The sequence below is a fragment of the Micromonospora sp. NPDC050795 genome, assembly GCF_044456785.1.
Lineage (GTDB): Bacteria > Actinomycetota > Actinomycetes > Mycobacteriales > Micromonosporaceae > Micromonospora.
This window is the reverse complement of sequence record NZ_JBITGE010000012.1, coordinates 153682-180566: the sequence shown is the minus strand read 5'-3', so window position 1 is coordinate 180566 and position 26885 is coordinate 153682. Positions and strand designations below refer to the sequence as shown.

24 protein-coding genes are annotated in these 26885 nt (G+C 69.2%); 8 read left to right on the top strand and 16 right to left on the bottom strand.

Features of this window, described 5'->3' with window-relative positions:
• Positions 1–164: 164 nt before the first annotated feature.
• From ACIBEF_RS13745 to ACIBEF_RS13730, 4 genes are all read right to left on the bottom strand, one after another.
• Positions 165–3494 (bottom strand): type ISP restriction/modification enzyme, encoded by a 3330-nt coding sequence (locus tag ACIBEF_RS13745; protein WP_396793688.1) that lies wholly within the window; start codon positions 3492–3494, stop codon positions 165–167.
• 206 nt (positions 3495–3700) lie between these two features.
• On the bottom strand, positions 3701–4573 hold the full coding sequence (locus ACIBEF_RS13740; protein WP_396793687.1) for an HNH endonuclease: 873 nt from the start codon (positions 4571–4573) through the stop codon (positions 3701–3703).
• Positions 4574–4642: 69 nt separating this feature from the next.
• Positions 4643–5608: a hypothetical protein gene (locus tag ACIBEF_RS13735; RefSeq protein WP_396793686.1), complete on the bottom strand. Its 966-nt coding sequence runs from the start codon at positions 5606–5608 to the stop codon at positions 4643–4645.
• Between the two features lie 249 nt (positions 5609–5857).
• Entirely contained in the window at positions 5858–6829 is a 972-nt protein-coding gene (locus tag ACIBEF_RS13730) for a PIN domain-containing protein (protein ID WP_396793685.1), read from the bottom strand.
• Between the two features lie 622 nt (positions 6830–7451).
• Between ACIBEF_RS13730 and ACIBEF_RS13725 the strand changes: the two genes are divergently transcribed.
• The gene (locus ACIBEF_RS13725) at positions 7452–8648 is read left to right on the top strand and encodes a CynX/NimT family MFS transporter (RefSeq protein WP_396793684.1); all 1197 of its coding nucleotides are present in this window, start codon (positions 7452–7454) and stop codon (positions 8646–8648) included.
• A 59-nt stretch (positions 8649–8707) separates the two neighbouring features.
• On the opposite strand, the gene ACIBEF_RS13720 is transcribed toward ACIBEF_RS13725, so the two are convergent.
• The 3 genes from ACIBEF_RS13720 to ACIBEF_RS13710 all read right to left on the bottom strand — a co-directional run bounded on the left by ACIBEF_RS13720 (position 8708) and on the right by ACIBEF_RS13710 (position 11341).
• Positions 8708–10024 (bottom strand): M23 family metallopeptidase, encoded by a 1317-nt coding sequence (locus tag ACIBEF_RS13720; RefSeq protein ID WP_396793683.1) that lies wholly within the window; start codon positions 10022–10024, stop codon positions 8708–8710.
• An 84-nt stretch (positions 10025–10108) separates the two neighbouring features.
• Positions 10109–10708, bottom strand: a complete 600-nt coding sequence (locus ACIBEF_RS13715; protein ID WP_396793682.1) for a ClpP family protease — start codon at positions 10706–10708, stop codon at positions 10109–10111.
• Positions 10709–10843: 135 nt separating this feature from the next.
• Entirely contained in the window at positions 10844–11341 is a 498-nt protein-coding gene (locus tag ACIBEF_RS13710; protein WP_396793681.1) for a helix-turn-helix domain-containing protein, read from the bottom strand.
• A gap of 225 nt (positions 11342–11566) precedes the next feature.
• Between ACIBEF_RS13710 and ACIBEF_RS13705 the strand changes: the two genes are divergently transcribed.
• Complete coding sequence (locus ACIBEF_RS13705; protein ID WP_030329269.1) at positions 11567–12580, top strand: TrkA family potassium uptake protein; 1014 nt, start codon at positions 11567–11569, stop codon at positions 12578–12580.
• Positions 12581–12638: 58 nt separating this feature from the next.
• Here ACIBEF_RS13705 and ACIBEF_RS13700 read toward each other — a convergent pair whose 3' ends face one another.
• Positions 12639–13118, bottom strand: coding sequence for a MarR family winged helix-turn-helix transcriptional regulator (locus tag ACIBEF_RS13700; protein ID WP_124854267.1), 480 nt, complete (start codon positions 13116–13118; stop codon positions 12639–12641).
• A gap of 82 nt (positions 13119–13200) precedes the next feature.
• Here ACIBEF_RS13700 and ACIBEF_RS13695 point away from each other — a divergent pair, with 82 nt between their 5' ends.
• Complete coding sequence (locus tag ACIBEF_RS13695) at positions 13201–13845, top strand: FMN-dependent NADH-azoreductase (RefSeq protein ID WP_396793680.1); 645 nt, start codon at positions 13201–13203, stop codon at positions 13843–13845.
• A gap of 71 nt (positions 13846–13916) precedes the next feature.
• Here the strand turns inward: ACIBEF_RS13695 and ACIBEF_RS13690 are convergent, their stop codons facing one another.
• From ACIBEF_RS13690 to ACIBEF_RS13680, 3 genes are all read right to left on the bottom strand, one after another.
• On the bottom strand, positions 13917–14984 hold the full coding sequence (locus tag ACIBEF_RS13690; protein ID WP_396793679.1) for a 2-oxoacid:ferredoxin oxidoreductase subunit beta: 1068 nt from the start codon (positions 14982–14984) through the stop codon (positions 13917–13919).
• Positions 14977–16824: a 2-oxoacid:acceptor oxidoreductase subunit alpha gene (locus tag ACIBEF_RS13685; protein WP_396793678.1), complete on the bottom strand. Its 1848-nt coding sequence runs from the start codon at positions 16822–16824 to the stop codon at positions 14977–14979. The genes ACIBEF_RS13690 and ACIBEF_RS13685 overlap by 8 nt, the downstream gene beginning before the upstream one ends.
• Positions 16825–17103: 279 nt before the next feature.
• Positions 17104–18582 (bottom strand): hypothetical protein, encoded by a 1479-nt coding sequence (locus tag ACIBEF_RS13680; protein ID WP_396793677.1) that lies wholly within the window; start codon positions 18580–18582, stop codon positions 17104–17106.
• A gap of 129 nt (positions 18583–18711) precedes the next feature.
• On the opposite strand from ACIBEF_RS13680, the gene ndhC reads away from it, so the two are divergent.
• Positions 18712–19089 carry an NADH-quinone oxidoreductase subunit A gene (gene ndhC, locus ACIBEF_RS13675; RefSeq protein ID WP_091394827.1) on the top strand — a complete coding sequence of 126 codons (378 nt, stop codon included), beginning with the start codon at positions 18712–18714 and terminating at the stop codon, positions 19087–19089.
• Positions 19090–19156: 67 nt separating this feature from the next.
• On the opposite strand, the gene folP is transcribed toward ndhC, so the two are convergent.
• Positions 19157–20026: a dihydropteroate synthase gene (gene folP / locus ACIBEF_RS13670; RefSeq protein ID WP_396793676.1), complete on the bottom strand. Its 870-nt coding sequence runs from the start codon at positions 20024–20026 to the stop codon at positions 19157–19159.
• Between the two features lie 156 nt (positions 20027–20182).
• On the opposite strand from folP, the gene ACIBEF_RS13665 reads away from it, so the two are divergent.
• Positions 20183–20791 carry a DivIVA domain-containing protein gene (locus ACIBEF_RS13665; RefSeq protein WP_396793675.1) on the top strand — a complete coding sequence of 203 codons (609 nt, stop codon included), beginning with the start codon at positions 20183–20185 and terminating at the stop codon, positions 20789–20791.
• A complete protein-coding gene (locus ACIBEF_RS13660) occupies positions 20788–21285 on the top strand; it encodes an SRPBCC family protein (protein WP_355005087.1) in 498 nt (165 codons plus the stop codon). The genes ACIBEF_RS13665 and ACIBEF_RS13660 overlap by 4 nt, the downstream gene beginning before the upstream one ends.
• On the opposite strand, the gene ACIBEF_RS13655 is transcribed toward ACIBEF_RS13660, so the two are convergent.
• Positions 21230–22150 (bottom strand): sterol desaturase family protein, encoded by a 921-nt coding sequence (locus ACIBEF_RS13655; RefSeq protein ID WP_355005088.1) that lies wholly within the window; start codon positions 22148–22150, stop codon positions 21230–21232. The two genes, ACIBEF_RS13660 and ACIBEF_RS13655, sit on opposite strands and share 56 nt — an antisense overlap.
• A gap of 113 nt (positions 22151–22263) precedes the next feature.
• Between ACIBEF_RS13655 and ACIBEF_RS13650 the strand changes: the two genes are divergently transcribed.
• Together ACIBEF_RS13650 and ACIBEF_RS13645 are read left to right on the top strand one after the other, a co-directional pair.
• Entirely contained in the window at positions 22264–22845 is a 582-nt protein-coding gene (locus ACIBEF_RS13650) for a DNA-3-methyladenine glycosylase I (RefSeq protein ID WP_396793674.1), read from the top strand.
• 13 nt (positions 22846–22858) lie between these two features.
• Positions 22859–23482 (top strand): hypothetical protein, encoded by a 624-nt coding sequence (locus ACIBEF_RS13645; RefSeq protein ID WP_396793673.1) that lies wholly within the window; start codon positions 22859–22861, stop codon positions 23480–23482.
• Here ACIBEF_RS13645 and ACIBEF_RS13640 read toward each other — a convergent pair.
• From ACIBEF_RS13640 to ACIBEF_RS13630, 3 genes are read right to left on the bottom strand one after another with little or no spacing between them, the layout of a single operon-like run.
• Positions 23479–24720 (bottom strand): DUF1501 domain-containing protein, encoded by a 1242-nt coding sequence (locus ACIBEF_RS13640; protein WP_396793672.1) that lies wholly within the window; start codon positions 24718–24720, stop codon positions 23479–23481. The two genes, ACIBEF_RS13645 and ACIBEF_RS13640, sit on opposite strands and share 4 nt — an antisense overlap.
• A gap of 14 nt (positions 24721–24734) precedes the next feature.
• Complete coding sequence (locus tag ACIBEF_RS13635) at positions 24735–26033, bottom strand: DUF1800 family protein (RefSeq protein ID WP_396793671.1); 1299 nt, start codon at positions 26031–26033, stop codon at positions 24735–24737.
• Positions 26034–26092: 59 nt separating this feature from the next.
• Entirely contained in the window at positions 26093–26884 is a 792-nt protein-coding gene (locus tag ACIBEF_RS13630) for an enoyl-CoA hydratase-related protein (RefSeq protein ID WP_396793670.1), read from the bottom strand.
• Position 26885: the final 1 nt, after the last annotated feature.

The window sequence follows — 26885 nt, the reverse complement described above, 5'->3', positions numbered from 1 at the left end:
AGCGGCGCCAGCACAGCCCACTCATGGTTCGTCAGATCGCCTCGTGCCACACAGGCCTAACGAGCGAGATTCATGATCCGCGAGACAGAACCTAGTCGGAAAAGGTGCCCTGGCCGTGCATGCCAGGACACCTTTCACGGCTTCCTAGCGTTAAAACCGCATCGTCACCACAGGCTAGGTGTATCGCTGGGGGATTCTTGCCATGCCTTAGCTACCTTGCGTTTCTCCGGCGGCACCGGGAGAATGCCTACCTCGGTCAGCTCCTGCACTGAAATTAACGTACCCTCGCGAATTGCGCCCAACAGTCGAGCTTGGTCATTTTCAAGATCGGCGAGTAGGCCCAATACATTGAGCAGGTCGATCAAATCGCGTGTGTAGTCGGCATGCCAACGGTCAGGCTGGATTTCAAGAAGAGCCGACACCCGCCGATCGCCCATGACCGGCCGGTCGCGAGTCTTGCGACGGTAACTAAACCATTTGCTGAGTATATTTACGCCAGAAACCTGATACGACCACATCTGAGCAGTTACATTACCGACACGTCCGGTACCGACGTGTAGTTGTTGAGAGTTCGGATCATAGGTGAGCGTGTCCGGCATGTGTTCCGAGTCGGACGGAATTGCCGCTCCGGGTAGGACCTTGGGCGCACGATCTTGCGGCAGCCGCGGTGAGCGGCGAGGGCGGCCGTCGCTAGCGTCGGTGAATCGCTGGCCATAGCTGTGCAGCCAAAGTATTCGTCTTCCAATGGCCGATGCCTCGGCAAAGATTTCACGGTCCCCAGTCAGAGGCACCCTGAGCCCGGGAGTGGTCAAGTCTTCGGCGAAGGTCCGCGCGTAGCCCGGGTGCGCTAAAATGGCCGCCAGGTAGGCGAATAGATCTTCGGCGGCCACCGACTTACCGTAATGGGCAGCAAGTAGGTCGAGTAGGCCGGGAACTACATTCGGTATGGTGCCAGCGGGGTCGAGCCACAGCGGGAAAGCCCGACCGCCGAAGCTGCCCTTGTAGTGGTGAAGGTCAGGGACTTCAGCGGTAAAGGTAGCGGCTGGACCGGACGACGGTACCGTGTCATGGGGTGCCGTGAGGTAAGTTTGTTTGTCTGATCGCACTCCCCACAGGGTTGGGTTTGGCTGGTTGATCAGCCGTTTGTCAGGGATGATCAGTTGCCGGTCAAAGGATCGATAGCCAATCCAGACCGGTTCCGCACAAGGGCCTACCTCGTCTTTGATCGGCACTCTTGTCGCCGGGTACCCCGGCAAGGCGTCGGTGAGCACCTTGTTAATGTGCCGATCCCGCGGATGCTCCTGCATAAGCAACGACTTATCCTCTAATGGAGCAGCGATGAGCGCATCCCACCTCTGACGTAGAGTTTCCGCGTCCGGTGCAACTACCCACGTGCGGCCAAGCATTGTCCCTGAGCCGGAATAGAGCAGAAGGTCTTCCAGGGTCGGGTAGCTGAGCCAGCGCGAGCCGCCTGCCGGGAGGAAGGGCGCCCGGAATTCGGTTGGACATTCAACCCAATCATCGTCGGCTAGCGAGATGCCGGTCAACTCGGAAAATTTCGCATTCCGATTTCCGGGTTGCAGGCCCCTGAAATAGACGGGAGCGGCGGTGGCGGCGTCGGTGCTGCCGTCCCGGACGGCGAGGGTGATGCAGATTGGCTGCTGCACGCCCTGGAAGATGCGCGTGCTGGCCGGTGGCTGGTGACCCTCAGGAGAGCAGTCGATCACCCATATTGCGTCGGCGCGCCGGCGCAAGTAGTCGCGCATGCCTTGGAAACCTGGACCGTCTAGAAAGCCTGCCACGGTGATTAGACAGATGACTCCGCGGTCCGAGTCAGCGTGATTGTCGAAAACCTTCCATGTTGCCCATCGCCAGAAGTACACGTAGGGGTTGTAGAGATGCTTGACGTGGGCCCCTACGCCCCATTCAGGAGGGGGAACGAAGTCAGCTAGCGGGGCTCTCTGCCCGGCGGCCCTGTTTCCGGACTCGACCCAGCCACCCTTTCCGTGTGACTTGTCTTTATAGGGGGGATTGCCGAGTACGACCAGCACGTTCTCATCACGCTTGATGCGGTTGGCCTCGCGTCGAGACTGCGCAATCGGCTCGTACCAGGTCCCAAGGCTCTGTTCCTCAACGAAGGGGTTGCCTAGAGTGTTGGTTACGAACAACCTTGGATTAATGTGTTCGGGATTTGCGCCCAGTTCGGCTAGTTCTGCAAGGATCCGCAGTTGCGCGACCGCGAACGGGCCGAGCTGAAGTTCAAATCCGACCAATCGCCATAGTGCGGCGGCTACGGCAGCCGGCGCTGCCCCTTCGCCGAGATCATCTGAGACCGCCTGGCCAATCGCGCGCACGACTTCGAGCAGGAATGTGCCAGTGCCCATCGCCGGGTCTACCACGTTGACGTGTTGGTTCGCCAGCCCATCGTGCATCTCGAAACGCCCACGTAGCGCCTCGTCGACGAACCGTGTCATTGCCTGCACGACTGGTATTGGGGTGTAGTAGGAGCCAGTTTGCTTGCGCAGGCTATTGTCGTATTCCTCTAGGAAGTCTTCGTAAAAGTACAGCCATGCATCCGATTGGCCCTTCGAGATCTTCGGCCAGTCGACTACCGCCAGCACGCGCGTCAGCGTGGCTACGGAAGTGGCCAGTGTTTGGCTCTTGACCACTTGGTCGGTAAGTACCCGCATGGCGGTACCGATGAGCGACTGGCGGCTCGCAAGCGCTTTGGCGGCTGGATCGATACCCCTGCCTAGCTCGATGCCCTGGGCGCGTGCGAGCAGCAAGCCAAAAGTGACCGCTTGGGCGTAGCTGTCGGCGAACTGGCTGTCTGTAGCCTCGGGAAAAAGAAGATGCCGCCAGTCCTTTGCGAGGCCCGCAAGAGTCGGGTCTTGGCGTGCCAGCTGTTCTTCAACCTCGGAACGCAGCAGCCGGCACAGACGCGCGGTGGTCTCGGCGAGTTGTTTGGGCGTTCGCGGGGGCGTGGGGTTCCATCCGAGAAACTGCTCAAAGAGCGGCAGCAGCGCTCGTGGCGCCGTCAACACGCCATCGGAAGCTAGGTCGCCGGCTAGGCGGACGATCTCCCCTACAAGTTCGCCGTAGCGCCAGAGGGAAAATGCCAGCCCGTCGGTATAGATGAGGTTTGGCAGGGCCTGAAGTTTCGCCCACTGCTCCTTGTCGTGCTTGCGCTTGAACTTGCGTGGATCAGCGCCGATTCCAGGTGCCTTGACCTCAATGAAGCCGACGAGGGTGTACGAGTACGTGACTGCGTAGTCAGGCCGACTCTGGAGGTCGGCGAGGGAAGTCTCCCCGACGAGGGTGAGGCGGTCGCGACGGTGGTTGCACAAGACCGCAAGGTCGCCAACCAGCTTCTCCAACGGCGCACGGAGCTGATCCTCCGGCTCGCCGCGAACCGCTATGTCGGTGAGCTTGTTCGTAGCCGTGCGACCAAACTCAGCCACCGCCGAGTCCAGCGTCAAGGGATGACCAGCCACGACACCTCCACCTAAGGGCACATCCAAGATCTGATGCGAGCCCCCATCCTGCCTGCACCCGGCGTTTACCTCAAGGTCACGCTGCGCGAGACCCTCGAAGTGACCGAATCCGCATGTCAGCTGGACCAGCAGCTCAGCAGGGAGAGCCGCTCTATCAGCGACATGACAGTGCGTCGGGACGACGTGCTGTCGCTGGCGAGCGGCGACTATGCACGACGGCGCCGTCGAGCCTGCTGTGGTGGCGGCTCGGGTCGAACATATGCCACTTCGCCCCTCACCGGCGCGCCGACCTGGAGTTGGTAGACCACGCGCTCAGTCGGCGCGGTCGTTGCTTCGCTCCACGACGATGATGCTGAGACGAACACCCGGCCCGCGAGGAGGAACCCCAGTACCGGCCCGGTATCCGGCTGGAGTTCAGCCAACACCACAGACCCCTCCGTGATCGGGTCTCCCCAGTGCCGCAGCACGGTTAGCCCCAGCGCAATCGGACTGACCGGCACGTCCACCTTGCGCTTTACGTCGCGCACCGCGAGCAGTTCGGCCCGCAGCCGATTCGCTGGTGCGCCTTCGGGAACGCCGGCCTTGATACACAGCGCGAGATACATCGACTTGAGCAGCGCCAGGCGGCAGCGATTCTGATCCGGTGGCGAGGCCTCAAGAGTCACGTCACCGCCGGCCGCCAAGATCTCGCTGACCGCAGGATCGCAGCGCCCTTCAGGCAGGAAGACGAAATGTCCGTCTGATGTCCACCGTCTCAGCAGCCGGCTCGTCTGCCGCCTGCCGGGGACCGCGTCCGACTGGAGGGACGACGTCGACCAGGCTTCGTCGAACCAGTCGACCAGGTCGGCTTCCAGGAGAGTCCCGAAGCTGTTGTTGCACCGAGCGCAGGTCCGGGTCATCTTCGTACCGCCGAGCCGCTGCGGCGGTACATGCTCCTCCGTCGTCGCCGGGTCACCGCAGATGGGGCAGTCATCGAACATGCGCGGGCGCAGCACTTCGATCAGCCGCAGCGGCACCGTCTCCATCGGCCCTGGCGGCTCGATCCCAAAGTCCAACGGGCCGCCGCTCGCGCGATTCACCGACATTGCCTCGGGTGGCCGCTTACGCAAGGGAGTACCCCTTCACCGACCAGGCTGCGTGCGAACGCATCACAGAACCGAGCCGATCCCCGCCGTGATCTGGTCCAGGCCCTGCTGCGCGAGCTGCCGGGCCTCCTCTGTCGCCGCCTCCTTCGCGATCGGGAACAGGAAGCCCTTGAGCATGGCGACGCCGCGACGAAGCTTGCCCGGCTCGGGCTGCTCCTGCTGCACCTCGGCGAGCAACTCGTTGGCCGCGGCCTCGATGTCCTGCTGATCCTGCCGCGTCAGCCCGTAGCCGGGAAGCTGCTGGAGGATCGTCACAACCGCTTCCGCGAGCGGCTGGAACTCCGGTGCGACCTGCTGGGCGATGTTCTGCTGCTGCGTCACATCGCGGTTTCCCCACGCGAACTGGCCACCCTGAGAAGTGCCGTGGAACACCGGCCCGTGGTTGATCGTCGGGCCGTATCCCTTCTGGTCGCGCAGGTAGTCCGCCACACTGCCCTCCCAGTCGGTCGCGCAGTCGATGCCGTCGGTGGTGATCTCGGCGCGTACGGGGCCGCGTAGCTCGGCGACCTCCCTCCCTTCGATCAGCCCCTTGGCGGACAGGTACTCGGCTGCGTCCTGGATCTCGACGTCCGTGAACCGGAGGCCCTCCCAGAGTGACCCTTCGTCCTTGCCGAACTCCTCGGTGATGGGCATGTGCACCTGGGCGATTCGCTGCCGGTAGAACCAGTTCAGCAGGCCCGACCGGCACGCGCGCGCCCGCAGCGCAGGGTCGGCCCGCCGGCGCCGCCGCTCCCGCACGTCGGCGATCCCGTAGGCGGTGAGGATGCCGCACGGGTTGCCCATGCCCGAGCCCGTGTCACTGAGGAGCCCTTCGTCACGGCAGTACCAGAGCAGCGTGTACGCACCATCAAGATCCAGCCCGACGCTCTCAGCGAACTCCATGATGGGCACATCTTTCGTGGAGGTGCCGTTTGCCTTGTCGTACACCCAATCCATGAGCTGATCACGAAACGCGGCAGCGTCGCCCATGCTGATCTTCCTTACGTTCTGTGACGGATTGCCCACACGCTACACACGACCACCGACAGGTAACGTGCGCGACGGCCCCGGCTCGGCGCGAATCGCGGTAGGGGGCAGCACAATCACTGCACTTCGAACGACGTCAGTTCTGCTCCACTCATCGGCGTGACACTGCGTCGGGATGGGGCTGTTGCCCTTGCTGGCACGAGGGCGGCGCTGTCGGGTCGGCTCAGGGGTGCTCGCAGGGTGGTGCGATGCCTAGACATTTCCACCATCTCCCCGATCGTCCGAGGTTGTGTGGGAGTTGTCGGCGCCTTCGGCTGCAGCCCGGCGGCGCGCCCGCGTTGACTGGCCCTCAGCTGGCGGCTCGTCGATCTTCCGGATGGGCTTGGCCACTTGTAGCCCCGCTCTGCGCGCGTTCAGTCCCATCGTTGTGTCCATGGTCATCAGCTGTGCGGGCTTGCCGGCGAGGGTCTGTACGGCGATCGCCCGGTCGATAATCTCGGCATCGGGGTCCGAGAGGGGCCGGTGCGCCGGGTCGTCATAGAAGATCCGCAGGTGGACTGCTCCGCGTGGCATTTGCTGCCCACGTGAGGTCGCCTCATCCCAACCGTCTTCGGGTCGGATCATGACCGTGCCGCTCGGATCAGGCAGCAGCCTGTCGATGACAGCCAGTGTTACCTGCGCCCGGTGGCGTAGCGTCTTGTTAGACGATTCCTTGATCCGATCAAGCTCTCGAATCACAACTTCTGGAAGCACGAGCAGGATGTCCTCGGCCCTGGCGCCGAGTTCGTCTGCCCAGGGGATGCTCGCGAGCACCGCTGCCGGATCGTCGTCCCTCGTCCAGCAGGGGTGGGACAAAAACACGCTACTGTCCACGACTGCCAGAACCAGTCGCGCCGCGGCGTCCCACGCGTTGAGCTGTGCGTGCAACGTGTCGGCAGCTTGAGTCAGCATTGCCTGGCGTTCGGTGATCTCGGCGTTGAGCAGCAGTAAGCCCTGCGGAGTGCCCATCAACGTCGGATCAATAAGCCGGTAGAACGCTGGTGTGAGCAGCAGTTGCTCCAGGTCGGACTGAGCAATCTGACCCCGCAGCATGCGGCTCGTGTCCAATACCCATTGGACGTATTTGTCCTGCTGACCGTGGTTATTGGTGATCTCTAGGGAAGCAGATCGGAGGAGCTGTAAGGCGCGATCGCGGGCGACGCCAGGTGTCAGGGTGACAAGCATGGGGCCCATTCTGTCCAGCCACTCTCGCGAAGGCGACAACCCCCGTGGTAAGTCTTCCATGCTGTAGACCGGGGCACCGCTTGCTGGGCGGGACGGCGCGGACGGGATCCCTAATCACTTGGGGGCGCGTGGACGCCCGATCGCGCCCCCGTTTACCCCCCGAAAACCCCTGCCAAACGATCGACCAGCGGTGACAAGCGGCGCTTATCCCGCTGCGACGTTTGCGCAGTTCAACGCCAAACTTCGACAGCCGATGACAAGTCCAAGGCCCCGATGGTCGAGGACCGTGTGTCGCAGGTTCGAATCCTGCCGGGGGCACCAGGCGAAACGCAGATCACCTCCCTGATCTGGAACTTCGCGTGGCCTCACCGCTTCCGCCGGCACAGTCAGCGGGCGACGACTGAGCCAGCCTGATCAACCGAGTCCTCGCAAGCCGTCAGCCGCCTCGCCGCGAGCGCTGAGAAACGGCGGATGATGCCTACCGGTGTCGCGATGTAGGCGGCCGACGGACCGGCGACGACTTTGCCGGGCGCTCATCGAAACGTGATGATCACGATCCCGCCTGAAGCACTAAGGTAAGGGGGTGTCTTCGGCCAAACCCCTTACCTTGTGGACGGGGCGCGTGGCCGCGTTGCTGGGCATCGTGCTGGTGGCGCTCACCCTGCGTCAGACGGTTGCGGTGATGTCACCGATCCTCGACGACATCCGGGCGGACATCCCGATATCGAACATCGGCGTCGGGCTGCTCGGCACGTTGCCACCGCTCCTGCTGGCGGTATCGGGTTTCGTCGCGCCGCGCGTCGCCCGCGGCATCGGCCTCGGCGGCGGCATCGTGCTGGCGCTGCTGTTCATGACAGTCGGCCATCTCGTGCGCGCGGTCGCCCCGGGCTACGGGGTGCTGCTCATCGGTAGTGTCGTCGCGCTCGCCGGCACGGGCATCGGCAATGTGCTGCTGCCGCCGATCGTGCGGCGCTACTTCCCCGACCGGATAGCGCTGCTGACCGCCGTCTACGTCTGCATCCTGGGCGTGAGCACAGCCCTGCCCGCCGCGGTCGCCGCCCCGGTCGCCGAGCAGGTCGGATGGCGGTTCGCGCTCGGCATATGGGCGGTGACCGCGGTGGTCGCGCTCGTTCCGTGGCTCGTCATCATCGCGCGGGAGCGCCGCGCACGACTCTCGGACGCCGACGCCGTCGAGTCTGCGCCCACCACCCTCGTCACGCGACTGTGGCGGTCACGCGTGGCCCTGTCGATCACCGTCTTGTTCTCGACCAGCACGATCCTCACTTACGCGTGTTTCGCGTGGCTGCCCGAGATCCTCGGCGACATCGCCGGCTCGACGCCGACCGAGGCCGGTGTGCTGCTCGCCGTCACCGGCATTATCAGCGCGCCCATCGCGCTCGTGGCGCCCCTGTTCGTCGCGCGGCTGGGCGCTGTCAGCTGGCTGATTGCCGCCGGTGCCGCCAGCTTCGTGCTCGGCTACCTCGGCCTGCTGCTCGCGCCCGCGACACTCACACTGCTCTGGGTGCTGCTCATCGGCTCGGGCTCGATCCTGTTCCCGATCAGCCTCGTGCTCATCAACGATCGCACCCGAACCCAGGGCGGCACTGTCGCGCTGAGCGGCTTCGCGCAGGGGGTCGCGTACGCGCTCGGCGCGCTCGGTCCTCTGCTCGTCGGGCTGCTGCACGACGTGAGCGGCGGATGGACCCTGCCGCTGCTGTTTCTGCTCGCTGTCGCGTTCGTGGCGGCCATCCCGGCGATCACGCTGGCCAAGCCCGCGTTCGTCGAGGACGAGCTCGCCCGTTCCAGCCGAGGATCGTGACCACGGTTCGATGAGCGTCTCTCCGTCTTCTCCAAGCGCGCGTCCTTCCGGTGGGCGACTCAGGCGGCGTAGATGAGCTTGACGCCGTCCAGCCCCAGGGCGGCTGCCCGGGTTCCGCGGATCCCGCTGTTGAGGTTGCGCCAGCCGTTGTTGCTGGCGGCCTCGTGCACGTACCCGTCGACGACGGTGTAGATGTGCTTCACCCCGTTGACGTTGAGCGCGGCCAGGGCGTCGCCCTGTGCGCCCTGGATGCCGGTCCACAGGTTCGCCCAGCCGGCGTTGCTGGCGGCCTCGTAGATCCGGCCGCCGTTCAGGGCGTAGAGGATCTTCGTGCCGCCCACTGTGATCGCCGCTACCGCCGAGGCGGGGACGCCGGTGTTCAGGTTCCGCCAGGCGTTGGCGCTGTGCGCCTCGTGTATGTAGCCGCCGACGATGCTGTAGATGTACTTGACGCCGTTCAGTGCGATCACCGAGATCGAGGACGAGCTCGCGCCGCCGATGCCGGTGTTGAGGTTGCGCCAGGCGTTGGCGCTGTGCGCCTCGTGCACGTACCCGTCGACGACGGTGTAGATGTGCTTCACCCCGTCGAGGTTCAGCGCGGCCAGCGCCGTGCCCTGCGCCCCGTGGACGCCGGTCCACAGGTTGTTCCAGCCGGCGTTGCTGGCGGCCTCGTGGATCCGGCCGCCGTTGAGGGTGTAGAGGATCTTCGTGGATCCGAGGGTGATCGCGGCCGCCGCAGTGCCGGTCACCGCGCCGGTGCTGCCGGAGACCGGCAGGGCGCGCCAGCCGGCGTTGCTGGCCGCCTCGAAAACCTGACGGGGCTGGTCGGCGGGGTTCTGCTGGATGTAGACGAGTGGGCTGATCAGGGCGCCCGACGGGTTGATCATGTGCCAGTGCAGGTGTGGGCCCGTCGAGCTGCCCGAGCCGGGCGCCCCGGCCGCGCCACCGGAGCGGCCCACTATCGTGCCCGCGCCCACGCTGGCGCCGTTGGCGAGCAGGAACTGCGACAGGTGCAGGTACTGACTGCGGTATCCGTCCGCGTGGTGGATAGTGACGGTGTGCCCGCCCGCGCCGTTGTTCGGGATGTTCTGGATGGTTCCCGCGCCGCAGGCGGGCAGCGGCGTACCCACTCCCATCCCGAAATCGATGCCGCCACGCGAGCCGCGGCTGAGGTGGCCCTCCCAGGTGTCGGTGATCGGGTAGGCGCTGAACGGGTTGTAGATCGCCGGCGCGGCCTGTGCGGCCTCGGGGACCACCAGGCCACCGGCGCCGATGGCACCGGCGCCCAGCACCGCCGCGCGCAACACGCTGCGGCGACTCACTGCGGAGGTGGTCGTGTCGTCGCCGCAGTTGCTGCCTTCGTGACCGTCAGTCATTCCCACTCCTTCTGCGCCCGCCCAGGTATCTACGGAGGCTAATGGGTGGGGTGGTCGGGCGGTACTGCGGCCGCCAGACGTTGATCAGAGCGTCGGCAGCTGTTCGGCTCGCGTGACCACCTGGTCGATGAGGCCGTACTCCCGGGCCTGCTCGGCGGTGAACCACCGGTCCCGGTCCCAGTCCTGCTGGATCTCGTCGAGGGTCCGTCCACTGTGCTGGGCGATGAGCTCCTGCATCGTCCGCTTCACGTGCAGCATGTTCTCCGCCTGGATGGTGATGTCGGCGGCGGTTCCGCCCATCCCGCCGGACGGCTGGTGCATCATGATCCGCGAGTGCGGCAGCGCGTACCGCTTGCCGGCCGCACCCGCGCAGAGCAGGAACTGCCCCATCGAGCCGGCGAACCCGAGCGCCAGCGTCGCCACGTCGTTGCGGACGTAGCGCATCGTGTCGTAGACCGCCATCCCCGCGCTCACCGAACCGCCCGGCGAGTTGATGTAGAGGTAGATGTCCCGGTCGTCGTCCTCGGCGGCGAGCAGCAGGATCTGCGCGCAGATCTGGTTGGCCGACTCCTCCGTCACCTCTGTGCCGAGGAAGACGATCCGTTCCCGCAGCAGCCGCTCGAACACGTGATCACCGAAGGACGGCTGCCCGCCGTTGAGCATCTGTACGCCGTACCCCATCATGTGCCGCCGCCTTCCGCCGTGCCGGCGGGCGGTGGGACCACCCCGTGGACCGGCCCTTCCAGCGTGCCGGCGGTTGCGACGGCCAGCCACGGATTCTGCCGCCGGCAGATCCGCCGACGGCAGAACCGGCGCGGCCTACGCGGCGGTCAACTGCCGCGCGCCGACCGGGGCCGACCCCCTGCCAGCCAGGCAAGGGGTACGCGGGCCGGGGCGCGAGCCACCAGCGGAGACCGTCACGCCGACCCGCATGGCCGGCTCGCCGGCCCTGGGCACCCGCTGGAGGGGCAGCCCGCCGCCGAGCGGACCCACCAGGAGGGTGGCATTGCCGATCTCCCGTCGGACCGCCTCGACAGGCTCCAGGTAAGTCAGAGCGGCGCGGGGTGCGGCCGGGAGACGGGGTTCGACCCGGCGCATGTCGTCGCGGGCCTCCCCGAGCAGGTCGGCGAGGCTGATGCCGAGCGCCCGACAGATCGCCGCGAGCACCTCCGAGGACGCCTCCTTGCGGCCCCGCTCCACCTCCGACAGGTAGGGCACCGACACGTCGGCCGACTCGGCCACCTCGCGCAGCGTGCGGCCCTGACGCTGGCGGTGGCGACGCAGCACCCCGCCGATGACTCGTCGCAGCAACGACATGCCGGCCTCACTTTCGCGGTCGTCGTCGGGAACACCCTCATCATGCCCGTCCCCGGCCGTTCAGGCCGACCCGTCCGGGCCCGCGCCGCTCGACGGCGCGGGCCGGGGGCTCTCACCGGTGCAGGTGGGTGTGCCAGTTGCCCGCTCGGCCACCCGGGGGTACGGATCGCCGTGCACCCGCTATGTTGTGGGCGTGCAGGCGACGGCGGGGGAGCAGGTTCGACGGTGATCCATTTTCCCGCGCAGCGTCGGGGCCCGCTGAGCGCGCTGAGCCTTCGGCTCGCCGCCGCCCTGGGCCTGGTCTTCGCAGTGGTCGCCGCGGTCTATCTCGGCCGGGACGGCTACCGCGATGTCAATGAGGACGGTCTCACCCTCCTCGACTGCTTCTACTACGCGGTCGTCTCGCTCTCGACCACCGGTTACGGGGACATCACCCCGGCCGCGCCGTCGGCCCGGTTGGTCAACGTCCTCTTCATCACCCCGGCCCGAGTGATCTTCCTTATCATCCTGGTCGGCACCACCCTGGAAGTTCTGACCGAGCAGTACCGGACCGGCCGTCGCCTGTCGCGGTGGAGGAGAGCCGTGAAGGACCACGTCATCATCTGCGGCTACGGCACCAAGGGGCGTAGCGCTGTCTCCGCCCTGATGGAGAACGGTCTGGACCGTTCGCGGATCGTGGTGGTGGAGCGCAGCGCCGCCGCCCTTCGGCAGGCCACCTCCGCCGGGCTGGTGGCGATCGAGGGATCGGCGACCCGCTCGTCGGTGCTGAACGAGGCGCACGTCAAGAGCGCGAAGGCCGTGATCATCGCGACCGACAGCGACGACGCGTCGGTGCTGGTCGCGCTGACGGTACGGCAGCTCACGGCCGGGCAGGTCCGCATCATCGCGGCGGCGCGGGAGGCGGAGAACGCGCCACTGCTCAAGCAGAGTGGCGCGCACCATGTGATCGTCTCCTCGGCCACGGCGGGCCGGCTGCTCGGCCTGTCCACCTCGGCGCCGCCGCTGATCGACGTGGTGGAGGACCTGCTCACCCCCGGCCAGGGCATGGCGCTGGCGATGCGTTCCGCCGAGCGGGACGAGGTGGGTCGCTCGCCGCGCGAGCTGGAGTCGTTGGTGATCGCCCTGGTGCGGCGGGGCAAGGTGGTCACCCTGGCCGACCGGGCCGGCGCGGTGATCGAGACCGGCGACATGCTGGTGCACGTACGCGACGACCGTCCCCAGTCGGCGACCACCGCCTGATCGTCCTGCCGCTGCCGCAGCGTGCCGGCCCCGCTGTCGAAAGTGTGGTGAGGCGGCGTCAGCAGGTGTCGTCGGCGACGCAGATCGCCTCGGTGCAGTTGACTGCCGTGCCGGTGGAGGCCCGGCTGAGCAGTTTGTAGAGCGTCTCCCGCTCGGCGGGATCCAGCGCGCCCAGCACCTCGTCCTCGGCGCTGGCCAGGGCGCATTCGGCCTCGCTGAGGCGTTTCGCCCCATCTTCGGTGAGTTCGACGACGTGTCGGCGACGATCCTCGGGTGAGCGCCGACGCTCGATCAGCTGCTTCGCCTCCAGGTCGTTGAGCAGCCCGACGATGTTGGTGCTGTCCATTTCCAGGATGGTGGCGAGCGCCTGCTGCCCGGTGCCGCCGCCGGCGCGCAGCACGGTGAGCGCGACCAGATGCCGGGGGCGTAGTCCCAGAGGCGCCAGCACCGACTCCGACCGCAGTCGCATCCGCCGGGCCAGATGGTCCAGGAGTGCGCCCGAGCGGTGCTCGGAGGAATCGAGCGGCTGCGCGGACATGTGACCCAGTCTACCGAGTCTGCGGAACATCGGCCTGCTATAAATAGTTGGTGCTTCACAGACGATTCCTGGAGGAGGAATAATGCATCTGCTGCATATTGACTCGAGCATCCGCGGTGACTGGTCGGTCAGCCGGCGGCTCACCGCCCGCGCCGTCGCGACCTGGCGTGCGGCTCACCCGGACGGCACGGTGGCCTACCGAGATCTGGGCGCGGAGCCGCTGCCGCACCTGGATGCAGACGGTGGGCTGGCTCGCATGACGCCGCCGGACCAGCACAGCCCGGCGCAGCGCGACTCCTGGCAGCTCAGTGAGCGGCTGGTCGACGAGGTGAAGCGGGCCGACGTGGTGCTGCTCGGCCTGCCGCTCTACAACTTCGGTGCGCCCAGCAGCGTCAAGTCCTGGGTCGACCACCTGATCGTTCCCGGGCTGGCGTACGACCCGACGACGCAGGAGGGCCTGCTCGGCGGGCGCGAATTCGTGGTGCTGGCCACCCGGGGCGGCGGCTACGGCGAGGGCACCCCTCGCTCCGGCTGGGACCACGCCGAGCCTTGGCTCCCGCACGGCCTGTCGATGACCGGCATGCAGCCGCGCTTCATCAGTGCCGAGCTGACCCTGGCGCCGTCGGTGCCGGCGATGGCCGAGCTGATCCCGCTGCACGAGGCGAGTCTCGCGGCGGCCGAGAAGGAGATCGACAACCTCTGGACGCCGGCCAGCGCCCAGCGCTGAGGCAGCGCCGGTACGACGAGAGAGCGGCCGCCCCCCGGATCGGGGACGGCCGCTTCGTCAGTAACGACGGATCAGATGATCGTCCAGGTGTCGCCGCTGCCCAACAGGCCGGCTAGCTGCTGCTCGGGGGTCTCGGTGACAGTCGCCTTGGCGGCCGCGAGCTGAGCCTGCACCACGCTGTCGTAGGACGGCCGGTCCACCGAGCGGAACACCCCGATCGGAGTGTTGCGCAGGTCCAGGCCGGGCAGCCGGGACAGCGCGAACGCGTACGCCGGGTCGGTCACCGTCGCGTCGTGCACGACGATCTCCTCGGGGCGGACCGAACTGGTCTCCCGGACCTCCAGACCGAAGCCACCCGGCGGGTGCACCACGCAGAACCGCCCGGCGGCACCGCCGGGCTGGCCGTTCGGCTCCCGAGCAGCGCCGAAGGTGATCGGCTGCCCGTGCTCCAGGCGGATCAGGTAGTCGTCCCGGGTCGACGGGTCCTTGAGCTGTTCGAACGCCCCGTCGTTGAAGATGTTGCAGTTCTGGTAGATCTCCACGAAGGCCGAACCCTCGTGCTCCGCGGCGGCCCGCAGCACCGACTGGAGGTGCTTGCGGTCCGAGTCGATGGTGCGGCCGACGAAGCTGGCCTCCGCCCCGAGCGCGAGCGAGAGCGGGTTGAACGGGGCGTCCGCCGAGCCGGCCGGGGTCGACTTGGTGACCTTGCCGACCTCGGACGTCGGAGAATACTGGCCCTTGGTCAGACCGTAGATCCGGTTGTTGAACAGCAGGATCTTGAGGTTGACGTTGCGACGCAGCGCGTGGATCAGGTGGTTGCCACCGATGGAGAGCGCGTCGCCGTCACCGGTGACCACCCAGACCGACAGGTCCGGCCGGGACACCGACAGGCCGGTCGCGATCGCCGGGGCCCGACCGTGGATCGAGTGCATTCCGTACGTGTTCATGTAGTACGGGAAGCGGGACGAGCAGCCGATCCCGGAGACGAAGACGGTGCGCTCCCGGGGGATGTTCAGCTCCGGCATGAACTGCTGGATGGCTGCCAGGATCGCGTAGTCACCGCAGCCGGGGCACCAGCGCACCTCCTGGTCGGACTTGAAGTCCTTGGCGGTGAGCTTGAGGGCGACGGGCTCAGACATTCTTCAGCACCTCTTCCAGCGTCGTCTCCAGCTCGGCGGCCGTGAACGGCAGACCGCGGACCTGGTTGTAGCTGATCGCGTCGACCAGGTAGCGGGCCCGGATGACGTGGGCCAGCTGGCCCAGGTTCATCTCCGGGATGACCACCTTGTCGTACGAGCGGAGCACCTCACCGAGGTTGGCCGGCATCGGTGCCAGGTGCCGCAGGTGCGCCTGGGCGATGGAGAGGCCACGCTGGCGGACCCCGCGGCACGCCGCGCCGATCGGCCCGTACGTCGAGCCCCAGCCGAGGACCAGCACCCGGGCGTCGCCGTCCGGGTCCTCCACCTCGATGTCGGGCACCGGGATGGTCTCGATCCGCGCGGCCCGGGTGCGCACCATGAAGTCGTGGTTGGCCGGGTCGTAGGAGATGTCCCCGGTCTTGTCGGCCTTTTCCAGACCGCCGATCCGGTGCTCCAGGCCCGCGGTGCCGGGGATCGCCCATGGCCGGGCCAGGGTCTCCGGGTCACGCAGGTAGGGCAGGAAGGTGGTGCCGTCCTCGCCGTTGGGCTTGGTGGCGAACTCGACCCGCAGGTCGGGCAGCGACTCCACGTCGGGCAGCAGCCACGGCTCGGAACCGTTGGCGACGTAGTTGTCGGACAGCAGGATCACCGGGGTGCGGTAGGTGAGCGCGATCCGGGCCGCCTCCAGCGCCGCGAAGAAGCAGTCCGACGGTGACCGGGGCGCGATCACCGCGACCGGCGCCTCGCCGTGCCGGCCGTACAGCGCCATGTTGAGGTCGGCCTGCTCGGTCTTGGTCGGCATGCCGGTCGACGGGCCGGCCCGCTGCACGTCCACGATCACCAGCGGCAGCTCCAGCGCCACCGCGAGCGAGATCGTCTCGCTCTTGAGTGCCACGCCGGGGCCGCTGGTGGTGGTCACTCCGAGCGATCCGCCGTAGGAGGCGCCCAGGGCGGCGCCGACGGCGGCGATCTCGTCCTCGGCCTGCATTGTGAGAACGCCGAAGCGCTTGTGCTTGCTCAGCTCGTGCAGGATGTCCGACGCGGGCGTGATCGGGTACGCGCCGAGGAAGACCGGAAGCCCGGAGCGGACACCGGCGGCGACCAGCCCCAGCGAGAGAGCCGCGTTGCCGGTGATGTTGCGGTAGGTGCCCGGCTTCATCTTGGCCGGCTTGACCTCGTAGCGGACAGCGAAGTCCTCGGTGGTCTCGCCGAAGTTCCAGCCGGCCTTGAAGGCGGCGACGTTCGCGGCGACCAGCTCCGGGCGGGCCGCGAACTTGCGCTCCAGGAAGCGCAGCGTCGACTCGTAGGGCCGGGAGTACATCCAGGAGAGCAGGCCGAGCGCGAACATGTTCTTCGACCGCTCGGCGTCCTTCTTGGACACCTGGTGGGCCGCGAGCGCGCCAACGGTCATCGAGGTCAGCGCCACCGGGTGCACCACGTAACCGGCCAGCGAGTCGTCGTCCAGCGGGCTGCTCTGGTAACCGACCTTGGCGAGGTTGCGCTTGGTGAACTCGTCGGTGTTGACGATGATGTCCGCGCCGCGCGGCAGATCGGCCAGGTTGGCCTTGAGCGCCGCCGGGTTCATCGCCACCAGCACGTTGGGCGCGTCGCCCGGCGTGAGGATGTCGTAGTCGGCGAAGTGCACCTGGAAGCTCGACACGCCGGGCAGGGTGCCGGCGGGAGCCCGGATCTCGGCGGGGAAGTTTGGCAGTGTGGAGATGTCGTTGCCGAGCTGCGCCGTCTCCGAGGTGAACCGGTCGCCGGTCAGCTGCATGCCGTCGCCGGAGTCACCGGCGAACCGGATGACCACGCGGTCGAGTTGACGGATCTGCTTGGTCACTGTGCCACCTTCGTTCGCGACTGCGGGGCTTGCCCGGCCACGGAACCTCCTCGACGCAACGCTTCACCGCACCGCCCCAGGCTGGTCCGGCCGCTGTCGTTCCTCTCCTGAGAGCCTACGTCTAAGGGAGCCCTAACCATCCCCGGAGGGTTGCCGACTAGGACCGGATCTGTATGTGAAATGCCCGCCTTTGCGGGCTTACGCACCGCCCGCCGTAATTCAGATCACCACCCGGTCGCGCCGACGACCCCGGTCGCGCGGGCCGGGGTCGTCCGTCGATCAGTCGGCGGGGTTGGGCGCGGGCTCTGGCGGTGGACCGCCGAACCGGCGGCGCAGCGACGTCGTCGCCAGCGTGAGGGCCAGCACCACCAGCAGCGTGGAGACCGCGATCAGGATGACCGCGGTGCGCTCGACCGAGGTCAACCCGCCGTCTCCGGTCGTGGCACCGGCGGGCAGTACGCCCTGCGAGCCGGTCGGCGCGGGTGGGGAGACCACCGGCGTGGCCAGTGCGGCTGCCGCGGTGATTCGGAAGCTCATCTGCACCCGCCGGGTCGGGCCGCTGCGTGGATCGAGTTGCCCGATAACGGCACCGGACAGCGGCGCTTCCCGCTGCGCCTGCGGCGTCGCCTCCACCGGCAGCTGCACCTCGGCGGTCGTGCCCGCCAGCACCAGGCCGGCGTCGCAGCGGGTACGCGTCGGGTCGACCGCCACGCAGCCGAGCGGTGGGGTCGGCACTGTCACCCCGGCCGGCAGGACGACCTCGACCCGACCGGCGGCGTCCACCGCGCCGGTGTTGCCCAGCCGGAGCGTGAGGGTGCTGGGGCCGCCGCTGATGTCGAAGGTCACCTCGTCGGCGGTGAGCGCGATCCCGGGCACCGGCGGGCCCGCTGGGAAGAGCACCGCGAAGCCCTGGTCGTCGGTCGCCTCCCCTTCCGCTCCCGGCGCGTCCGCGATGACCTGGACCGAGCCGCTGAGCGGCATCTGCTTCCACGCCGTGCCAGCGACCCGCAGCCGCAGCACGGTGCTGAACCGGACGCCCGCTCCGGCGGTCCAGGCACCGCACCGGTACGTCCCACCACCGGCGGCGGCGCAGCCCTTCGTGCCGGCGTCGGTCAGCCCGACGGGCAGCGTGTACGAGAGTCGGATCTGTTCCGCGGTGGTGCCGGTGTTGTGCACGGTGACCTGGAGGGTGGCGGCCGTGCTCGGCGTGTTCCAGTACGCCTCGGTGAGGGTGACGTCGCCGGTGGTGACCTGCACGCCCAGCGGGCTCTGCGGCGGCGGCGCCGAACCCGGGGCGGGCGGGCGGACCGTCGGCCCCGGCGGTGTCGGCGGGGCGGGGGGCGCCGTCGGTGGCACCGGGGGAGCCGGGCTGGGCGGTCGGGTGGTGGCGCCCGGGGCGGGCGCGCTTGTGGTCGGCGCCGGCGGGACCTCCGGGGCGGTGGTCACCGGTGCCGGTGGTGTCGTCTCCGGTGGTGGCGCGGAGGTCTCCGGCGCCGGGCCGGTCGGCTCTGGTTCACCGCCCGGGTCCTCGGTCGGGGTGGGCTCCTCCGCCGGTGTGGTCGGGGGCTCCTCGCCTCCCGGCTCGTTGACCGGCTCGGACGAGGTCGCGACCGGCTCCGCGTCCGGTGTGGCCGCGCTGGCCCAGGCCGGCCCCACGGCGAGCGCCGTGAGCAGGCCGAGCGCGAGCGCGGTCGCCAGCAGGGGCGTGGAACGTCGCCCCTCCGCCCGGTTACCGGGCGATGCCTTCACGCGGGCCATCTATCCTCCGGTGACATGGGTGGGGGTCCAGTATTCGGTAACAGTTGCCCCAGAGCACTAGTCCCACCTGGAAACAAATCCGTAACGTGTTTGGGACGGCCCGTCCGGGCGGACGGTAGGCTGCCGACTGTGAACGGATACCTGGGCTCGTACGCGACGCTCGGGCTCCTGCTGCTCGCCAGCGTTCTCTTCTTCGTTACGGCGTTCTCGGCCAACCGAGTGTTACGCCCGGCGCGTCCGGCCGACCCGCCGGGCAAGCGGGCCAGCTACGAGTGCGGGCTCGACCCGGTCGGCGCCGACTGGGCGCAGATGCAGATCCGCTACTACGTGTACGCCTACCTCTACGTGCTGTTCGCGGTCGAGGCGGTGTTCCTCTTCCCCTGGGCGGTCGTCTTCGATCGGCCCGGATTCGGTCTGGTGACGGTGGTGGAGATGGCGGTGTTCGTGGCCGTGCTCGCGCTCGGCATCCTCTACGCCTGGCGTAGGAACATCCTCCGCTGGACCTGAACGCCACCGCCTCCGGCGATCGTGTCGGTCCCTCCGTCCGTTCGCTGTCGGTTACGGCGACGACCGGTCACGCGAGCCCCCGGCGGGTGGCGGTGGGCGGGCGGTCGCCTCGGATCGAGGCCACCATGTCCAGCACCCGGCGGGTCGGGCCGACCTGGTGGGCCCGGAAGACCCGGGCACCCAACCAGGCCGAGACGGCCGTCGCGGAGAGCGTCCCCTCCAGCCGTTCGGCCACCGGCAGGCCCAACGCCTCCCCGATGAAGTCCTTGTTGGAGAGCGCCACCAGCACCGGCCAACCGGTCGCGGTCAGCTCGTCCAGCCGGCGGGTGATCTCCAGCGAGTGCCGGGTGTTCTTACCGAAGTCGTGCGCCGGGTCGATGAGGATGCCGTCGGGGCGTACCCCTGCCGCCACCGCGCGCTCGGCGAGCCCGGTCACCGTCGCTACCACGTCGGCGACCACGTCGGTGAAGGCGGCCCGGTGCGGCCTGGTCCGCGGCGTCAGCCCGCCGGCGTGCGAACAGACCAGGCCGGCGCCGGTCTGCGCGGCCACCCGGACCAACGCCGGGTCGGCGCCCGACCAGGTGTCGTTGAGGAGGTCGGCGCCGGCCGCCACGGCCTCCGTCGCCACCTCGGCCCGCCACGTGTCGATGGAGATCACCACGTCCGGAAACGCGGCTCGGACGGCGGCGATGGTGTCCACCGTGCGCCGGATCTCCTCGGCGACGTCCACGTCCGCGCCGGGGCCGGCCTTGACGCCGCCGATGTCGATGATGGCCGCGCCCTCGTCCACCGCCCGCTCCACCGCGCGCAGAGCGCTGTCGGCGGCGTAGGTGGCCCCGCGGTCGAAGAACGAGTCCGGCGTGCGGTTGATGATCGCCATCACCACCAGCTCGCCGGGGGCGAACGTGTGCCCACCCAGCCGAAGCGCCCCGGCCATGCCCGCCTCCTGCAAGTTCACGCCGCCGCCGCCGCGTCGGCCGGTCCCGACGCTAGTCGGTCGCCCGTCCACCATCCCGGGCGGGCGTCGGCACCGATCGTGATCGAGGCGGGTGGCGGGGTCGCTCCCGGCCGGCTGCCATGCCACGATCAGTACATGGGTCAGCTTCTGCTCCTCCTGGTCGTGGCGTTGACGGTCGCGGCGGTGATATTCGGTGTCACGGTGCTGGTCAGCGGGCGTGATCCCGGCCTGGTGCCGGCCGAGCCGGATTCGCAGGCCGTGGCGTTGCCGGGCACCCGCCCGTTGCGCGAATCCGACGTGGCGACGGTCCGTTTCGACACCGGGTTGCGCGGGTACCGGATGGACCAGGTCGATAAGGCGTTGCGCCGTGCCGCCTACGACATCGGTTACAAGTCCGAGCTGATCGGCGTACTGGAGTCGGAGGTCATCGCCTTGCGTGAGGGGCGCACCGACGACGCGGACGTGCTGCGGCAGGCCCGCGAGCAGTCCTCCAGCAAGGTGACTCCCACGGACGCGGCCGAGCCGGACGCAGTCGAGGCGGTCGAGCCGGGCAGAGACGTGCCGCTGACCGGCGAGGCGGGCTCGGCCCCGGTCGGTGCGACGACTCCCGGCCCGTTGCCCACCGCCAGTTCGTCCCCGGCCGATTCCGACGGGGTGGCGCCCGCCGACGACGAGTCGGCCGATCGTGAGCAGACCGCCGGCACCGACCAGCACGACGCGGTGGTTCGGTCGGAGTCGGCGTGACCGAGCCGGAGGGCGCTGACGATCTTCGCGAGGCGGCCCGACCCGGTGCCGGTGAGGTGACCGCCACGGTGATCGTCGAAGCCCCGGCGGAGCGGGTGTTCGCCGCGCTGCTCGCCTGGGAACGTCAGTCCGACTGGATCCCGTTCACCCGCGTCCGGGTGGTCGAGGGTGACGGCCGAGAGGGCAGCCGGATCGAGGCCGTGACCGCGCTCGGCCGGGCGACCCTGCGCGACGAGATGCTGGTGGTCCGGGTCGACGAGCCGTACGAGATCGGCGTCGTGCACCACGGCCAGTTGCTGCGCGGCCCGGGGGTGCTGCGCTGCACCCAGCTGGACCGGGACCGCACCCAGGTCGTCTGGCACGAGTGGTTCCACCTGCCGGGCGGTCGGGCCGGTCGACTGGCGTGGCCGGTGCTCTGGCCCGGCTCCAAGCTCGGCCTCACCCAGGCGCTGAAGAGGTTTGCCCGTCTGGTCGAGCAGGGCCGGCTGCCCTGACCGGGGAGCCCGGTGCCGGCTGCCAGCCCGGTGCGCGGAAGAGATGCCCGACCCGGTGCCGCCAGGTCACCGCGGCGCGCAGGTCCCGGGCGATCGAGGCGTACTCGTGGAAGGCCACCCGGACCGGGTTGTAGCTGCCGACGTTCTTGGTCAGGCCGTACACGCAACGTTCCCCTTCCGGCGCGAACGACCCGAAGAGCCGGTCCCAGACGATCAGGATGCCGCCGAAGTTGCGGTCCAGGTAGCTGCCCTGCGACGCGTGGTGCACCCGGTGGTGCGACGGGGTGTTGAACACCGCCTCGTACCAGCGCGGCATCTTCTCGATCCGCTCGGTGTGGATCCAGAACTGGTAGAGCAGGTTGACCGAGCCGCAGAACGCGACAACGGCCGGGTGGACGCCAGCCAGGATCAGCGGGATGTAGAACACCCAACTGGTCAGGCCGGTCCACGGCTGGCGCAGCGCCGTGGAGAGGTTGAACCGCTGCGACGAGTGGTGCACCACGTGCGAGGCCCAGAGGATGCGGATCACGTGGTGGCCGCGGTGCGACCAGTAGTAGCAGAAGTCCTGCGCGAGCAGGATCAGCGGCCAGGTCCACCAGAGCTCGGCGACCCGCAGCGGGGTGAGCGCGTAGAGCAGCGCGTACGCGGCGGCGATCGGCACCTTCCAGAGCAGGTCGGCGAAGATGCTGCCCAGCCCCATCGTCAGGCTGGTCGCGGTGTCGGCGCCGCCGTAGCCGACCTCGTCGTCGTCGCGGTGCAGCAGGTAGGAGATTCGCTCCAACACGATGAGAAGCACGAAGGCCGGGATCGACCAGGCGATGACGTCCGGGAACTCCTTCACCGCGCGGCCTCCGCTCGCCGTCACCGGTCGGGGCGCACCCTTGGGTGACCTCGACCTACCGGTCGGTAACAAGCACCATAGGCAGCCGGGCGGCCGGTGGCAATGGGGTGTCGGACGGATGCCCTAGCGTGTACGAGGTGACTGACCTGGTGATCGGCCCCGACGGGCTGGCCCGCTGCGCCTGGGGGTCGAGCACCCCCGACTACGCCATCTACCACGACACCGAGTGGGGGCGACCGCTGCGCGGAGACGACGCGCTCTACGAGCGGATGACGCTGGAGGCGTTCCAGTCCGGGTTGTCCTGGCTGACTATTCTGCGCAAGCGTCCGGCGTTCCGACTGGCCTTCGACGAGTTCCACATCCCGACCGTCGCCCGCTACGACGACGCCGACGTCACCCGGCTGCTCGCCGACGCCGGCATCGTCCGCAACCGGGCCAAGATCGAGGCGGCGATCGCCAACGCCCGCGCCGCACTGGAGCTGCCGGAGGGCCTGTCCGCGCTGCTCTGGTCCTTCGCGCCGGAGCCCCGGCCAACCCGACCCGCGTCGTTCGCCGAGCTGGCGCCGATCACCCCGGAGTCGACGGCGATGGCCAAGGCGCTCAAGAAGCGCGGCTTCCGGTTCGTCGGCCCGACCACCGCGTACGCGCTGATGCAAGCCACCGGGATGGTCGACGATCACATCGTCGGCTGTCACGTCACCGTCCCACCGGCGGCGTGATGAGATGGCAGGCATGATGACCGAGACCGCGCACCGGGCCGGTGCGGCCGGCAACGCCGACGGGGTGGGCACCTGGGCCGTGCTGCTGCCCGCCGAACGGTACGAGGCCGAGCGGCTCGTGCACCACGACACGCTGGAGCTGACCGGGCTGACCGACGTCGCCCGGCCAGGGCCGGGCGACCAGGTGGCTGTGCTGGTCGACGCGCCGCCCCGGCTGGTGGCCCTCGGCCGGGTCACCGAGCCGGGACGACGCCACCGCGAGGACCCGGACGACCCGCAGTCCCCGGTCGAGCCGGGCACGCTCGTCGTCGCGTACACCCGGCGGGCCTTCGATGAGCCGGTGCCGGCCGACCTGCTGACGCTCGACGGGCCGGTGACCGCCGTGGAGCCGGCGGCCTTCCGGGCGCTGGCCGACCAGCTCGGCCTGCCCCCGGCGCGCCGCACCTGGCTGGTCAGCCTCGACCTGCCGATCGAGGCCGACACGCCGGCCGAAGCGGTGCGGCTCTTCTGGTCCTACGTGCAGGAGTTGGGCCCGCGTGAGCTGCCCGCCTTCGTCTCGCCGGCCGGCGACGAGCTGGCCATGCAGGCGTTCGTGCTGGGCGAGCAGGCCAACCAGGACCCGGAAGAGGACGATTAGAAGAGCTTGTCCACCCGTCCCCGCCAGTCGGCGAGGACCGGGCCTGGGTCGGTGTCCAGCACCCGCTCCAGCAGCGTGGCGTAGACGTCCCGGAAGTCCGTCGTGTATTTCAGGTCGCCGTCGTCGAGGTCGGTGAGGCTCGGCGGTGCGCCGTGCCAGCCGCCCCGGACGCCCGCGCCGAGCAGCAGCACGTCCGAGGCGGTGCCGTGGTCGGTGCCGTCGGAGGCGTTGGCGCGTACCCGACGGCCGAACTCGGAGTAGACCGCCACCACCACCTTCCGGCCCGCCTCGGTGCGACTCATCCGGTCGGCGAACCCGGTCAACGCCCGGTCCAGCTGACCCAGCAGCACCGCCTGCAACTGCTTCTCGTCGGCGTGCGTGTCGAAGCCGCCCAGCGACACCGAGAAGACCCGGGTGGACACTCCCGCCTCGACGCACTGCGCCACCAGGTCCAGTTGGGCGTCCAGCGGAGTCTTCGCCCCGCCGGTGGCGGTCGCCGGAGCCTGCTCGCCGTCAGGGTCTGCCATTTCCGGGTTGTCGGAGTCGCGGACCTGGCGGATCATCTCGTCCACCGATCGCAGGTCGGCGAAGCAGGCGGCGGCCCGGGCCCGCGCGGCGGACTCACCCGGCTCGGCGGCTTCGAACGCGGTCAGCGTCTGCGCCGACAGCCCCTTGGCCGCCTTCCGGTCGGTCACCGGTACGGCCGCCCCCGCGCTCTGCGCCCCGGCCAGCAGCGGCGGCAGCGCCGGCTCGAAGGAGACCGCCAGCCGGGGGTCGCCACCGACGCCGTCCAGCCACCGCCCGAGCCAGCCGGTGTTGCCGGGCCGGTCCGGTTGCGCCGTGTGCCAGATGTCCATCGAACGGAAGTGGCTGCGGTCCGGTTTCGGGTAGCCGACCCCACGCACGATCGCCAACCCACCGCCGGACCAGCGCTGGTGCAGGCCGGCCAGCGCCGGGTTGAGGCCGAAGTCGTCGTCCAACCGCCGCACCTCCCCGTCCGGGTACGCCAGCTCCGGGCGAGCCGCCCGGTAGGCCGGATCGCCGTACGGAATGACCGTGTTGAGGCCGTCATTGCCGCCGTAGAGGGTCACCAGCACCAGCGTGCGGGACTGCGGGTCCCGGTCTCCACTGGTGTCCAGCAGGTCCCGCAGGCTGTACGCGCCGGCCCCGGCGGCCAACGCGCCAGCGCCGACCACCCCACTGGTCAGCAGGAACCTGCGTCGGGTCAGGGTGTCCATGTCGACTCCTCCGCTCAGCTGACTGTGTATTCGGGGCTGACCAGGCCGGCGGCCAGCAGCTTGCGGGGCTCACCGGCCAGCGGGGTGAGAGCGGCGCGGGTGCGCGCGCTCCAGCCGTCGACCACGAGCAGTCGGGCCAGCGCGTCCGGTCGCCCGGCGGTGGGCGCGGCGGTCAGCCGGGCCAGCACCGCTGGAGCCGTGGCGGCGGCGAGCAGCCCCGCCGTCCGCAGCCGGGCTTGCAACGACGAGGTGGTCAGCCAGGCGGACCCGGCCGGCCAACCGCCCACGCTGGGTGGGCGCAACGGCACCTGATCGAGCGCGTTCAGACCGGCCAGCAGTTGTCGGCGTTGCTGCTCGGGCAGCGCGGACGGTCGGATACCGAGTTGCCGCAGCGCACCGACCAACCACTCCACCGGCTGCTTCACGAGCGTGCCCCGGGTCCGCGCGAAGGCGGGTGCGGAGAAGAGCGCGCGTAGGGTCGCGATGGTGTCCGCGCCGGCCAGGCCGTCCGGGGTCGGGGTCTCGGTGCCGGCATAGCGGAACCAGAGTCGACCGGCCACGAAGGTCGCCGCCGCCGGTTGGGCGGCCAGCAGTCCGGCGTACGTCTCGGCGTCGAACCGGCCGCTCTGCCCGAGGATGCTCTTCTCGCCACTGTCGTGCCGGCGGGCCTCGAAGCGGGCCACACCGCTACGCCGGTCGACCACCCAGCCGGTCAGGGCCCGCGCGCCGGCCTTCACGTCGGCCTCGCTGTAGGCGCCGATGCCGAGGGTGAACAGCTCCATCAGCTCGCGGGCCAGGTTCTCGTTCGGTGCCTTACGGGTGTTCTTCTGCCCGTCCAGCCAGACGATCAGGGCGGGATCGCGCACCATCGCGGCGACCAGCGGGCCCAGCGGCCCACGACCGTGCCGGCGCAGCGTCTCCAACTGGCCCACCATCAGCCGCGCCGACTTGACCTTCTGGGCGCTGGTCGCCCAGTGCCCGTGCCAGAAGAAGACCAACTTCTCGGTCAGCCCGTCCTCGGCGGTCACCATCCGGTCCAGCCACCACTCGGTGACCTGCTGGAGTTGCCTGCGGCGCTCCGCGTTGGCCTGCTGCCGTTGCTCGCGGGTGGAGTCCTTGGTCAGCTCGGCGTACGGGTCCGTGGGCAGCGTCGGAACCGGCGTGGCCGCCGCACCCCGGTCTGTCGCGGGCGGGGTGAGCAGCCGGTCCAGGGTCGCCGCCGTCCCGGCCCGCTCGGCCGCGTCCACCTCGTCGGCGGTCGGCCCGAAGGTGGCCCGGCGCAGCAGGTGCGCCACCGCTTCACGATCGCTCATACCGGCCGACGCTAGGCGGCCCGTGTTCGAGGACGGTAAGGGCGGCGTCCGGATCGCGTTCAGCGTCCCTCGAAGACCGGGTTCTGCTTGCCGACGAAGGCGAGGGTGGCCGCCCGGTGGTCGGCGGTGGCGCCGCAGATCGCCTGGGCCTGTGCCTCGGCGGCGAGGGCGTCGGCGAGGGTGCCGGCGTCGGCGATGGAGAGCTGTCGCTTGATCGCCCCGTACGCGACGGTCGGGCCGGCGGCGAGGCGGGCGGCCAGCTCCTGGGCGACCGGCAGGACCTGCTCGTCGTCGTCCGTCAACCGGTTGAGCAGGCCCAACCGGCAGGCCTCCTCGGCGCGGACCGGCTCGGCCAGCATCAGCAGCTCCACCGCCTTGGCGTGCCCGACCAGTCGCGGCAACGTCCAGGAGGCGCCGGTGTCGGCGGCGAGACCGACCTTCGCGAAGGCCATCAGGAAACTGGTGGTCGGACCGCCGATGCGGATGTCGGCCAGGAACGCCAACGACGCGCCCGCCCCGGCGGCCATCCCGCGGACCGCGGCGATCACCGGCTTGGGCAGGTTGGCGAGCCGGGCCGCGATCGGGTTGTAGTGTGCCCGCACGGTGCCCAGCGGATCATTGCCGGAGTTTTCCAGGGTGGCCACGTGCTCGCGCAGGTCCTGCCCGGCGCTGAACGACCCGCCGGCCCCGGCCAGGACCACCGCGCGGCAGGACCGGTCGGTCTCCAGCTCCGCGAGGGCGTCGCGCAGCGCCTCCTTGAGCGCCACGTCGAGCGCGTTCATCGCCTTCGGCCGGTTCAGCGTGAGGGTGACGACGGCATCGGTCCGGTCGACCAGCAGCGGCTCGGTCACG